Origin of the sequence: Ensifer sp. LC163, from assembly GCF_001695855.1 — a bacterium.
Taxonomy (GTDB): domain Bacteria; phylum Pseudomonadota; class Alphaproteobacteria; order Rhizobiales; family Rhizobiaceae; genus Ensifer.
The window spans coordinates 38561-51511 of record NZ_MBSS01000018.1 but is presented as its reverse complement, the minus strand read 5'-3'; the positions used below and the strand labels follow the sequence as shown (position 1 = coordinate 51511).

The window sequence follows — 12951 nt, the reverse complement described above, 5'->3', positions numbered from 1 at the left end:
AGTACCGCATTTGCGGTCATCCCATACCGCGGCGATCGTCAGCCGGCGACCTTGCGTCCCCAGGACGCGTGCACCAGGTCGGTGATTTCGGCATTGACAGCGTTGAAGGCGTCCATGGCGCGCTCATAGGTCGAGCGCGTCATCTGGCTCTTGTCGACTTCATAAAGCGTCTGCTTCGTGATCCCGGCGTCCGACACCGCTGTTGACTTCAGCATCTGGTTCTTCAGCACGAACTGGTGGAACAGGGTCTGCATGAAGCCGACCATCTGCGCCTGCGGTCCGTCTGTCGGCTCATACCGGGTGATCAGATAGCGATACCATTCCAGGTTCACCTCGGCACCCGCATCGCGGATCGGCTTCAAGATGCCGCCGAGCATCAGGAGGAATTGCCCCATCGACATAACATCGAGCATCTGCGGATGAATTGTAATGAGAACGCTCGTGGCTGCGGTCAGCGCCGTGATCGTCAGATACCCTAGCTGGGGAGGGCAGTCGATCACGACGACGTCGTATCGGTCATCCACTTCGGCAAGCGCGCGAGAGATGCGCGTGAAGAAGGTCTTGCCCTCATTCGAACTCCTGTTCGACATCGCAAGCGGCGTGTCGTACTCGAATTCCTGCAGTTCGAGGTTCGCGGGGATGATGTCGAGCCCCGGGAAATTCGTCGGCAAGATGATCTCGGAAATCGGCCGACGCTGTTCGTCGTACCGGATCGCCTCGTAAAGCGACGGCGTCATGTCGAGCTCAGGCTGGAAGCCGTGAAGCGAGGAGAGAGAGGCCTGCGGGTCGAGGTCGACGGCCAGCACCCGGTGGCCGGTCAGGGCCATGTACTGCGCCAGGTGGGCAGCCGTCGTCGTCTTGCCCGAACCGCCCTTGAAGTTGACGACTGCAATGATTTGAAGTTTTTCGCCGACCCGCCGTTGCGGCACGTAGTTGCGTGCCTCCGAGCGACCATGCTGGTCGAGATATTGGCGGAGTTCCACCATCTGCTCGGCGCTATAGGAACGCCTTCCCGACGTCGACGTCTGGGGAAGGGGCCCCTTGCCTTCAAGGTGAAGCTTTTTCAGGGTGCTCTGCGACACACCCAAAAACTGCGCGACTTCATTTAGCGAGAACTGGCGTAGCAGCTTCTTGGCGTTCGGGGGGAACTGCTGCATGCTCAAGAGATGAAGCTTCTTCGAGATCAGGTCGCCCTGTTCCAGGATCAGATCCTCGAATTGCATTGGCTGCGCAGGCGCCGCGGAGGGCGAATTAGCGTTCATTTCAGGGTAACTCTCGAATAACGGTTTTTCGGTCGGATAGACGGCCCAAGCGTTATTAGGGGTCAAATTGCCCTGCTGGCAAGGAATATAGGGTTAACAGAGGATTAACGTTGCTCGCACAGGGTGCCGGATATCCTCACGCAAAATAGCAAATTGTCCTTTGAATCCTTTGCCTTAGAGCGCATCAGCCCTACCAGAGGCCGCTCGCAGATTTGCGGGGGCGAGCGTTCTTCTACCGGCAGCAACGAGCGGCAATCCCTGCGCGAAAGACCGGCATCGGGGCGACTCACCTTCGAACTCGGCTTGGCAAGGCCGATTCGGCTCTTCCCTTGAGCCTCGGCTTCGAGCGCTTTGTCACGAAATCTCGCCTGCATTTCTGCGACCTGAACCGCCGATGGATCTGCCGCACCCCTCAACGCCGCAACGAGGAGGAAGCAGGGGTGATCAGCATTACGGCATTGCCAGGCAGCGCCAGTGACAGGTCGGACGCTTATCTCGATCAGATGTTCAGACTGCGGGCCCGCGTGTTTTCCGAACGCCTCGGCTGGGACGTGACAATACGCGATGGCCGCGAGCGCGATACCTTCGACGATCTGCGCCCCGCCTACATCATCGCCTTGAACGGCACTGGCAGGGTCGTCGCCTGCGTGCGCCTGCCGCCGGCAAGCCGGCCGATGATGGTCACGACCGTGTTTTCCGAAAACTTGGGCGACAATGTTCTTACTCGCAAGCACCAGATGGTCGAAAGCTCGCGCTTCTGCGTGGACACGGCGGTGTGCGAGCGGGGGGAAGGGGGCACTCCACGAAATCACCCGGGTCATGTTTGCCGGCATCATGGAGTGGTGCCTGGTCAATGGCTACACCGAGATCGTCGCGGCAACAGACGTCGTCGTCGAACGAATTCTCGGCAGGGCAGGGTGTTCCCCCATACCTACGCATCCGTGGCAGATGTAACGCCCGACGCCCTGTTGCCGATATGAGCCATCGTCGCAAAGCGCCCAATTGATGCGGGCCAGCATCGGGCAGGGCGAAATCGCTCGGCTGCTCATGAAGTGCGATCCCAAACCCTTCCGGGCTATTCCCCTCAACGATCGTCGGTGCGAGTTTGCCGCACCGGAGGCAAGCTTGTGCTCCATGTCGTTCGAGCGACAATCTTGACGCCGAAGCCATATCTTTTGACCAGCGTTGCGGCAGCTTCCGACCTCATCGCGGACATCAAAGACTGGCGTCACCGATCCCAAAAGCGGCGACTTCAGCTATCCGTCGGCTAATCGCCCTGACTATGCTGGCACGTATGTCAACCTGATTACGTTCTCGCCGATACGATCGCTCGCCACGAGGCGCAGTGGCGGCCGCGGGCCGGCGAAGAACGGCTTACCGCCGCCGAGCACAACGGGATGCATGTACAATTGATACTCGTCGACAAGGCCTAGATCAGTCAGGCTTCTCGCTAACTCTGGTCCGGAGACTTCAATCACCCCATCGAGTTGAGCTTTCAGCCCGCGTATCGCCGCCTCGACCTCATCCTCGACAAGAGTGGCGTTCGGGCCGACCGACTTCATCGAGCGCGACACAACCCACTTGGGTTGGCTACGCCACGCCACCGCATAGTCACGTTGTGCCTCGTCCCACTCGGGGTGATCTTCGTCCCAATACCGCATCGTCTCGTACATGCGGCGACCATACACACTGCCGGCTAGGCCGCGCACGTCGTCGATGAAATGACGAAAAAGCGTAGGATCGGGCGCAAACGCCGTGTGGTCGACGTAGCCGTCCAGCGACTGGTTCAAGCCAAAGACGAGCTTCGCCATACGGAATCTGCTCCTCGCCGCTTTCCCGGGGCCGAGCCGAAGATACGCGCAAATGAAGCGGGCTACAATCTGGCCACCCGCGCGCCCTCGTAGCGGATTTTTGCGCGGCTGGCGGCAATCAGCGCATCGGCCAGCTCGAATCGGGGAGATTTGGTTGTCCTTGGGCGAGCGCCCTTCGCGGGCTGGCAGCCATCGACCTGGCGGAGTTGAACACCCAGCTCAGGCGGACGCAGCGAGCGTGGCGGCTATCCTCGTCATCGGCGCCGTCGCCCTTGCACTCGAGCTTTTTGAACCAGATGACCGGAGTGGCCTTTGCCCCCTTGCTGGCGCGCGCGCCCTTCTCGGACCGCTGCTTGAAGGTAGCCCAATGATTTTCAGCGTAGCCGGCCTCTCGGGCGGCCAGCCCGCAAGCTCCGTGCCCGACCGATCTCCCGCAGGATAATGCAGCGATCCGGACCCCCAGAGCTTCACCGTTCAAAAAGAGACAGATTTCAGTGTGAGCTTCTGATGACCCTTGGTAAAGCGTGGGGTGTTTAAAGGTGACGGATTTGCAAGGCAGACTGAGCAGTTGTACACTTTATTAACGATATGAATTCACGAGGTAATATTCCGATACGGAAGCAATCGGCATATTCACTTCCACCACCCGGATGACCGCGCCCAACTGTCCTTGATTGGATAAATCCACTGCCAGGTGCGCAACCTCTTGCAAGATCTCGATTTTTGTCAGTCACGGGCAGGTTTTGCACTGCCACGACAGACGCGGCGCGGTGCCCCATTGGCAGGCGCGGGCCCAGAACCTTTCGTCAACACGCCTGAGATTTCGTCTCGTCGCGGTCGGTTGACCAGAGGAGCCGATCAAGGTGTTTCGCCGAAACAAGCCTACATCAGAGCATAGGCGAATTCAAAGGGAACGGCATCAGTCGGCTGATGACGGGGGTTCAGGGGGCTCTCGCGGTCGAATGAAGCACCGACGACCAGATCCTAGACGAGTAATGACCACTGCGTCGACGTGAGATGACTTTCCCCATGCATCAGAGCCCTTCTCACCACCGGCCCCTGCAAGACGCTCCGATGACGTCGGGGGCACGCCAACGAACCGAAGCGCATTTGCGTGCGCGGGGCGATACCACGCTGTTTGATGATGCCTCGGGTATCGCCTTCCTTGATATCATGCTCCTTCGCGAAGTAGCCAACCTCATACTTCTGATTGCATGCTGCGACGCGTCGATCTATGACGCTTTTAGCTTGCCATCTTGCATTAGAGACCTCCTTTCCTCTGAAAACAAAGCAGACGGGAATCTCGGGGTCCACGGCCACCCAAAACAACGCTCGCGAGACGGCCATCGCCCGCCCACCTCAAGGCATGCCTAAAGGGATGGAAGGTCGGTTTGTTGTCTGCAGACAACATCGATGGTGGGCGGTCACCTGGAGCGCCTCTGCGACCGTCGCATATGCCAGTCATCGGCATGCGCACTACGCACGGCGATACCTGAATCCCGACCACCAGTTCCCGTCTTCAGCCTGCCGTTGGAAACATCGGAATCGTGCGATGTTGTCAGCTGACAACACCGGCCGCGATCCAAGCCTTCGAAAACCCAAGGGTTACGCGTCCGCCAATCAGCGCAAGACCGACCACCAACGGCGATCGGACCCGCTGGACCGGAGTGCCGCTTCGTGCACGCCAACGCACGTATTCCAGCAGCAGCGTCGGGTGACGGCGTCAGCCAACAAGCGTTATCGCGCCGGCCGTCCCGACACGCTCGCCAAATCCGCAGCACAGACCCCGCCCAATGATCTCCCACCCCGCGACCATGCACACCAAGAGGGCAGGGCATGGCTGCGAACCTTGCGTCCCATTAGGCCCGGCGACCGCTCGGTCTTGCTTTTGTTGTCTGCAGACAACATCCAAGGTCGGACTACCTTCCGAACAATAGCGTACACGCAACTGCATTCATGCTTCGAAAATGGGGGTGGTGGCCTCCAATCATCTGTTGTCTGCAGACAACAAATCGGTCCTTGATGCCAACGTGATCCGGAGGTTTGCTGGCCATCTCCCGTGCCGTTAATGCCAACGCAAAAAGAAACCGGCTCAAACGACATAATTTGGAGCACCCTCTTCCCTTCTCTGCCCGATGGGCTAGTTTTGATGGCGCAACACACGCCGTGCGAACCCCTGGTTCCAAGGCTTACAAAGGGGAAAGTTATGGCGACTGGTACCGTGAAGTGGTTTAACTCGACGAAGGGCTACGGCTTCATCCAGCCCGACGATGGCGGTACAGACGTCTTCGTCCATGCTTCCGCCGTCGAGCGAGCAGGCATGCGCGGTCTGAACGACGGCCAGAAGATCAGCTACGACCTGGTCCAGGACCGCAAATCAGGCAAGATGTCGGCTGACAACCTGCGCGCCTGACCCGATCCGGGAACACCCCTTCCAATGGGCCGCGCGGCCTATTGGAAGACCAGCATCCGCGACCCCCGGATCAGGACACAACATCCAAGGCTACGCTGATCGTTCCCAACGATGTATTTAAGCGCACAACATTGCCGCGAAACTGGGTCAATACGCCCTACACGGAAAGGGGTCGCGCCCTTCGAGCAGCACCCCGATCGGTTATAAATCGCGGCCGCAGCGCCAGCCTAGGCGATGAAAAATGCAGCCACCGCCGACCAGAAGCTCTTCGGCCGCTCCGAAAGTAAAGCGCGGACCTGGCGCGCCGCGGCGGCCGCGCTGACCGTTGTGCCGAAGCGGCAGTAGCAGACGATGTCATGCAGCTCTTCGTCACAGATCTCGAAGAAGCGTTTCGCCTCGCCATAGGTGTCGTTGTCCATGCCGGCCGCATGGAGAACCGGATCGCGGAAGGCGACCGTTATCGGCGAGTAGTCGCTACGTAGCGCATCTCGCTCGTCACTGAACTGGAATTCGGTTTCATGAAGCGTATCGAGGTGCCTATGCCGAATATCCTCCAACAACTCTGCCCAACGTTCCAGTCGCTGGCGGCGCGTCATCTCGTGCGCACCGAAGAATGGCTCTATCTGCGCAATGTTCTGCAACTGCTCCAAGGTGTGATGCTTCATTGTCGCCTCCAATCAAACGACGTTGCGAAAGCCAGCCCAACACCAGCCTGTTCCTAGTCGGTGGCGCTGTCCAATCACGATGCTGGTGAGACGGGCGATCGCAAGTCATCGCATGTTGCGGCGGCATTCCGACACTGTCGGATCAGGCCCTTTGAAAGTCGCCCCAGAGCTTCCCGATCTGGACTCGGGAAGGCGAGGGGAGAAACTGCGACATACGGGATGCCATGACGTTACAGCGCCGCGCGTCTATTTAGACGCGCAAAGGTCGCTGTAACACTTTGAGTTGCTGCATAATTCCGCCGCCGGGGCATTACTCAGCGCGTCAATGTCAACAGAGGGCAGCTGGTCGCGCTCAATAGAACGCGTGCGCCGCTTCCGGTAGCTAACGGCGATGTCTGCAATTCTCAATTGCGACGTGCCCGAACAGCAATCCCGTGAAACCATTCAATCGCTGCCAACCCACATTGGAGGACGCTGGAAATGACATATATTCTCTCGAATATGCTCACCCTTTGCGGAGGCTTTCCCGTTCTCGGGATGCATCGCACATCCTGCATTAGCCCATCGGGTTGACAGACCATCAGAGTGCCGGCGTTCAAAAGGTCGGCGTTTCCCAACTGACCAAACGCACCGACCCACGGGAGCACTCTTGTCCAAGCCTCAACCATGTTCCAGAGCATCCGATCGCGTCGCAGCACCGGGCTAAGCCCATGCGTGAAATAGCACCTTCGCCCGGCGGTACCCGCCGGCAGCGCTCGACGAACTCTGCCGTCCGTTTCGCACATGGAGAACCGCACTTTGGCTCGTCCAATACGGACGCACCTGCGCTTCGCAAGCTGGCAATTTTGCGCGATGGAGCAAGCGAAAGTTGCTACCGATGAACATTATTTCAACGGCATTTTACCCGAAATCACCGGCCATAGCCAAACGCGACAATATCAACCGTGCTGCGCCGGTGTTTGTGTGGCAGAAGTAAATTCCACCTTTTCTTCCGTTACGCGGTTTATTGGTCACAGGAACATATAGTTAACGTTGTGCAACCAACAACAACAGGGCTCCTCCCGAGCGTCCTTGCGTGATATCTGGGCGCCGAAATCGCAGGAACATGACCAATCCCGCTTTCCCATGGCTCGGTGAAATCCGAGCGGTTGCCAGCAGATTTCGCGCCGCGACAATCCGGTTGGCGGCGACTTTCAAGGAATTGCGACACGCATGGCCGACCCGTCTGCAAAGCACCTGGCGCGTCGCGCGAACGAATGGGGTGACCTAATACCAAGGGAAACGAGGCCGCCGCGGACGCGCTGGCGCCCGATCGATCGGACGACGATGCCGAAATCAAGACCGTCATTTCCCATGCCCGCACGTAATCGCGGCTGCGCAGGATAGCCACTGGCCGGGACTGAGGCGACCGATGTAGGTGAAAGATACGCTTGAGGGCCATTTGCGGATCCGCGACAAGGTTGCCTGCCAATGAAATCATGATCATTAGCGGATGACCCTTGGTCGATCGGTCCTATGGCATGGACCTCACACGGCAAGTCTGGACACACTTTGCAACTCATTGCGATGCGGGCGCTGGCCGGCGCATCTCTAGCCTCGCCATCACCGGAATTTTTTTACATGCATCGCCACAAATCCGCGGGCGAAAGGACACCTGTCTATCTCGGCGGAACTCTAGCGACACTTTTCCTATTGCCCTGCTGTCATCGTCGGGCTCTTCTGTTCCCGCAGTTCTAACCAGGGCCGCTTCGGATGCCCATAATTGCAACAGCGCCGACAAGCGTCGGCTTGCCTCGGGCCTCGCAGCGATGTCGCGGTGGAAGCCTGACCCACGGGATCAACCGGCCAAGTAGTGCGAGCGCCAACGAGACCGCCAAGCACTTTCAGCCCGGTTGTCGTATACGCAGACATGGTGAAACCATGACGGCGTCCATCGGCAAGAGATCTTCCGGCGCAACACCGCTGGTGTGACGAGGATCATCGGACCGTGCGGCGACCGATCCGGTGATCGCCGGTTGACTAAAGCCACCAGCCAATTGCCTGGCAACCGAATGTGACACGGACGAGCCGCGCCAGTTGCTGGGAACCGTCGGCTTGTTCATAAATGCGCGCCGCGCAAGTTACAGACGCTCGCGAGTTCGTCAGCCATTTGGAATGACGGGTCACGGCACCTCCAGCCGGAAGACCCGGTTCCGCATAGCGCAACGCGACGCGCGGATTTTCGGATCTGCATTTGAACGGCCAGGACGCGGAATTGCCTGTTTAAACACATTTCCGCTTCGCCTCTTTGGATGACGCCCGAAATAGCTAAGAACAGGGCGCGAACAATCCTCACATCCAGGCCTCATGCTACCTCCGGTCTCAGGTGATCGGCCGGTCCTGGTGCTAGAATGCCGCCAGCCACAAATTCCAAGAACCTGTCCCTCGGCTCTGCCCGTTTCCCGGGAGCCAGCTGCACCCTTTCCCCGTTCCGGTCGTGCAAATGGAGGTCGCTATGTTGGATGAAAGAAACTACCTGAAGCCAGAACGTCACGCCTCCGCCGGCCTGCCCGTTGGCATATTACTCATCTTGGTCTTCGCGCTTTCGGCCTATCTGCTTGTCGGAAGCGAGCTTGTTGGCAAGAAGCCCTCAGTTCCGACCGTCTATCTTCCGATGGTGTCGCAGCAATCGCGCTAACGGCATTCCCTACCGCGACGAAATTGGAGGAGGGGAGGTCAGGGGCTGTGGCGACGACAACCGATCGTCGAAACCGCGACCGGCCTGCCAACCCATTCCGGAGAAATGGCCGGCCCCCTGGCGCGGCAAACCCCTATGGGGGCGCCGGCATTCGCTGTTTCAGACACTCGCTCCTGCATGATTCCTTAAATCGGAATCGATTTAAGGACAAAATTATGCAGCAACTCAAAGTGTTACAGCGCCGCTCTCGAAGGGAAGCTTCGAGCCGAAACCACGTATGCCCATCTCCAGGGCGGCTCACGATGCGGAAGCCAGATTGGATGCCGGCGCCCCGCGAAGCAGTGCCATCAGCATGGGCCCAATCGAGAACTCACCGCGCCGCGCTCGGTTCGTCAGATCTCTGAGATAGCCGCCGGCCGAATTGATGTGACCTGATCGCTCGTAGATGCAGGCCACCACAGATGCTGCCGTTGCCGGCCCCATCACCTCGCACGCCTCCTCATAGGCTGACGGGCTGACGGCAAGCATCGAGCGGACCGTCACGGCAGCCATCATGAGGTCACGCCAACTCGAAACCTCGCCGTTTGGCCCGAACGGTTTGATCTCGGGGCAGGCCCGCAAGACCATCTCCAACGGGAATGGCTGTAAGCCCTTCGGCTTTGCTCCAGTTTCTGCCTTCGGCTTTTCGCCCTGCTCTTTTTCAGAGCTAGGTTCAAGTTCATGGAAGGATTCGGGTTTTGAATTCTGTATGTGCCGCTCAAATGGACCAGCATTGCCGGTCATATTCTCGGAAAATTCGTTATCATCCAGCATGTTGACGACTTCTTCGTGCAGAAGCGTCATCTCATCGGCGATGGCCGCCAAGTCCTTCAGGCTCGGCGAGCGTGGAATTCGTGCGACGAGGGCGACAAACATGTCTTCGACATGAGCCCAATCGCCGGCGGCCCCCTCTTCGATCGCGGCAGTAATCAGCTTGCGAATGTCTCGACGGCACAGGGACACACGCTCCTTGGCGATCAGAAACCGCCGGCGTTCGGCCGCAACTTCCTGCGCCATTCCTGCCAGTTCTTCCGAGCGGGCCAACAGCGGCGCGAGGTCGAAGCCATAGGCCTCTTCGATGCCGCCCTCACCATCCTTGCGCGCGTATCTCTTGCCGTTCGGGCTGTCCTTGCGCGAAACCAGGCCCGCCTCGACCAATGCAGCGAGGCTGCGGCGAAGCGTGCTGCCACCGATGCCATTGGCACGATGGGTCAGCTGCGCGTTCGACGGAAACACGATGAGGTCCTTGCCTTCGGCCAGTTCGCCCTGCGGATAGAACGACAGCAGTGCATTCAGCACGGCCAGAGCACGGTCCTGGACACCAAGAAGCGTCCTTGCCTCGCATACGTCGCGAAGGACCTTCCACTTGTCGACGGTCTTTCCGGCTTTTACGCCGGACGATCTGATCTGCCCCTTCACCAGGGCGAGCGACATCGGCCGCCGCCCGAATGGCGTCGTTACGGATAACCTGTCCATTTCAGCCTTACCTTCTTTCAGGCAAAGGAATAGCGGTCACCGAAACGGCGCCAAATCTCTTGAGAGAGTCTTGACTGTGAATCCCGGAAGTGCGAATCTCGAAATCGCCAAATGACGAGAAAGGGCCTTCAGAGACGGTGTTTCGGGGGCCTTTTTTCTTTTGCCGGTGCTGCTCCTCTAAATTTTCAGTCTTCAGTACGGCGCCCTATTCGGCGCTGCTCTGCTTTTCCGCAAGCACCGCCTCGTAAGCTTCAAACAGCTCGGGCAGCTTCGCCGTCAGATAATCTGCAAATCCGTCATTGCGATCGCGCCGGATCGACAGGCGCCATTGCTTGTCGGTCGTAGCCACCTTTCCAATCTCCGCGCCTGATCCGCTGGTAACGACCTCGGGCGCAAGCTGAGCGGCCGGCCTCTCCTCGGATTTGGTTGCCGCCGCAAACGCCACCATAAAGCGGTCGTCCGTTTCCCGTGTCGCAAAGCCGGGTTTCGTTGCAACAGCCAGCGCACGCTTCAATGCCGCCTCGTTGCCGATCGCATCGACCAGCGACTGCCAACGGCCGCGACCAATCTTCGGTGCACGCCCGATGGCGTCCACAAGTTCACCTGGCAGCGCGCGCGCAACGGCGACAAGCTTGGAAACTTCAGCCCGGTCAACGGAAAGTGCCGACTGGATCAGCGCCCGAGCAAACCCTGCATCCTCCAAACGACCGGCAAATACCGCGCGTTCGATGAAGCTCAGATCTTCACGGGCGGAGTTCTCCACCCCTTGCGCGACGACCAGATCTTCATCGGTCAGCGTGCGCACATAGGCCTTGACAGGGATATTGAGTGCACGAGCGGCGCGAATGCGGCGATGCCCATAGGCGCTCTGGTAGCGGCCGGTGACCGAAGGGTGCTCGCGAACGAGGACGGGAATTTCCTGGCCCCTTTCCCGGATCGAAGTCTTCAACGCCTCGAAACTGACAGCGTCCTGCTCGCTGAAGCGATCGGCAAGAGGCGAGGGATCGATCAGGGAAGGGTCGACCTCCACGGCGAGCTGGCCCGAAGCAAGCTTCGCGCGAAGCACTTCATACTCCTTCTCGACGTCGGAGAAGGTATCCTTGAGTGAGCGCACTGCGCCGGAACTCACGCGTGGCAGCGACGGCCGCTTGATGTCATTGTCAATGGCATGCTCGCTCTGCCCGGCAAACATCGAGCGAATGGACTGGGTGCGCTTGCTCAATGGAAGGACCTCCTCGATAGAGGCGAGGCGTTGTCTGTAGACAACATCGCTCGCCCAAGGGGAAAGAGTACTGGCACGGGGAAGGCGCAATCACTCATCGCTGCCATACCTGCGAAATCAGGTCGATCACCTCGGTGTTGACTGCGTTGACGGATTCCATGGCGCGATCATAAACGGACCGCCCGACGGCACCTTTCGACAATTCGAACAGCGACTGCTTGGTGAGGCCCGCATTTGCGATGGCGGTCGACTTCCAGGCCGTCGCGTTGAGGACATCGCTTCCGAAGAGGTCGCGCAACAGTCCGACGATCTCCTGTTCGGGCACGTCGCGCGGGTCGTGTCTGGTCACGACGAACTTCATGAAATCGTAGTTCAGGTGTGCGCCGGCGTCCTCGATGACAGCGATAAGATCGGCCGTCATCAATAGGAACTGGCTCATCGAGGCGACATCAACCATCTGCGGGTGGATCGTCACCAGCATACCGGTTGCGGCATTGAGAGCGCCCATGGTCAGGAAGCCGAGTTGCGGCGGGCAGTCGATGACAACGACGTCGTAGTCCGCCTCGACTTCATTGATCGCGGCTGCGACGCGGCGGAAGAACAGATCCTCTGGTCCGGCGCGCTTGCCCATGGCGCGCGGCGTTTCGTGCTCAAACTCCATGAGCTCGAGATTGCCCGGGACCAGGTCGATGCCCTCGAAATAGGTCGAACGGATCACCGAACGCATGCCGACCCGCTCGTCGTCGTAGCGGATCGCACCGTAAAGGGTGGTATTTTCGGCAATGTCGAATTCCGGCTGATAGCCGAACATGGCAGACAGGGATGCCTGGGGATCGAGGTCGATCGCCAGAACGCGGTAACCCTGCAGCGCCAGACCCTGTGCGAGATAAAGCGACGAGGTCGTCTTGGCCGAGCCGCCCTTGAAGTTGGCGACGCTGATGATCTGCAGCTTGTCGCCTTCGCGGCGGCGCGGCCAGAACTTCAGCGCTTCCTTCGGGCGCGCTTCGGCAAGATAGGCGCGAAGCTCGTTGATCTGGCGCAGTGTGTAGGAGCGGCGGCCGGCAGTGCCCAGTTCCGGTATCGGCCCCAGACCGTCCAGAGACAATTGCCTGAGGTAGCCGTCCGAGACGCCGACGATCTGCGCGACTTCGCCTGACGTGAACGACCTGAGCGACTTCATCGCCTTCGGCGGAAACGCGATCTCGCCGACGGCCCGCAGACGGTCCGAAAGCGCGGTCGCCTGACGTGTGATACGCTCGGACGTCGTCTCGTTTTCAAACTGGGGATTCGCGGGCTTTAACATCGTGGGCTCTTCAAAACGGTTTCTTCGCGTCTGACGCATTGTTTCCGTCTGGAAGTAGAGACACGATTCTATTCGAACCGACA

The 12951-nt window shown here is 59.3% G+C and carries 10 protein-coding genes and 1 pseudogene; 4 read left to right on the top strand and 7 right to left on the bottom strand.

Annotated features, from left to right (window positions below):
- Positions 1–38: 38 nt before the first annotated feature.
- A complete protein-coding gene (repA, locus tag BC360_RS16650) occupies positions 39–1262 on the bottom strand; it encodes a plasmid partitioning protein RepA (RefSeq protein ID WP_065795995.1) in 1224 nt (407 codons plus the stop codon).
- A gap of 440 nt (positions 1263–1702) precedes the next feature.
- On the opposite strand from repA (BC360_RS16650), the pseudogene BC360_RS33175 reads away from it, so the two are divergent.
- Together BC360_RS33175 and BC360_RS33170 are read left to right on the top strand one after the other, a co-directional pair.
- Positions 1703–2032: pseudogene (locus tag BC360_RS33175) on the top strand (acyl-homoserine-lactone synthase); the annotation flags it as partial.
- Positions 1977–2216, top strand: a complete 240-nt coding sequence (locus BC360_RS33170; protein WP_065795994.1) for an acyl-homoserine-lactone synthase — start codon at positions 1977–1979, stop codon at positions 2214–2216. The pseudogene BC360_RS33175 and the gene BC360_RS33170, both read left to right, overlap by 56 nt.
- A 326-nt stretch (positions 2217–2542) precedes the next feature.
- Here the strand turns inward: BC360_RS33170 and BC360_RS16640 are convergent, their stop codons facing one another.
- Together BC360_RS16640 and BC360_RS33165 are read right to left on the bottom strand one after the other, a co-directional pair.
- Positions 2543–3073: a dihydrofolate reductase family protein gene (locus BC360_RS16640; protein WP_065782062.1), complete on the bottom strand. Its 531-nt coding sequence runs from the start codon at positions 3071–3073 to the stop codon at positions 2543–2545.
- Between the two features lie 118 nt (positions 3074–3191).
- A complete protein-coding gene (locus tag BC360_RS33165) occupies positions 3192–3551 on the bottom strand; it encodes an ArdC-like ssDNA-binding domain-containing protein (RefSeq protein WP_065782064.1) in 360 nt (119 codons plus the stop codon).
- A gap of 1728 nt (positions 3552–5279) precedes the next feature.
- Here BC360_RS33165 and BC360_RS16625 point away from each other — a divergent pair.
- Entirely contained in the window at positions 5280–5486 is a 207-nt protein-coding gene (locus BC360_RS16625) for a cold-shock protein (protein WP_065782068.1), read from the top strand.
- Positions 5487–5713: 227 nt separating this feature from the next.
- Here BC360_RS16625 and BC360_RS16620 read toward each other — a convergent pair whose 3' ends face one another.
- On the bottom strand, positions 5714–6151 hold the full coding sequence (locus BC360_RS16620; RefSeq protein WP_065782070.1) for a hypothetical protein: 438 nt from the start codon (positions 6149–6151) through the stop codon (positions 5714–5716).
- A 2494-nt stretch (positions 6152–8645) separates the two neighbouring features.
- Between BC360_RS16620 and BC360_RS16615 the strand changes: the two genes are divergently transcribed.
- A complete protein-coding gene (locus BC360_RS16615; RefSeq protein WP_065795992.1) occupies positions 8646–8828 on the top strand; it encodes a hypothetical protein in 183 nt (60 codons plus the stop codon).
- Between the two features lie 297 nt (positions 8829–9125).
- On the opposite strand, the gene repC is transcribed toward BC360_RS16615, so the two are convergent.
- The 3 genes from repC to repA (BC360_RS16600) form a co-directional block, all read right to left on the bottom strand.
- Positions 9126–10343, bottom strand: a complete 1218-nt coding sequence (repC, locus tag BC360_RS16610; protein WP_065795991.1) for a plasmid replication protein RepC — start codon at positions 10341–10343, stop codon at positions 9126–9128.
- A gap of 205 nt (positions 10344–10548) precedes the next feature.
- Complete coding sequence (gene repB, locus BC360_RS16605) at positions 10549–11565, bottom strand: plasmid partitioning protein RepB (RefSeq protein ID WP_065795990.1); 1017 nt, start codon at positions 11563–11565, stop codon at positions 10549–10551.
- A 94-nt stretch (positions 11566–11659) separates the two neighbouring features.
- Complete coding sequence (gene repA / locus BC360_RS16600; protein ID WP_065795989.1) at positions 11660–12868, bottom strand: plasmid partitioning protein RepA; 1209 nt, start codon at positions 12866–12868, stop codon at positions 11660–11662.
- Between the last annotated feature and the right edge of the window lie 83 nt (positions 12869–12951).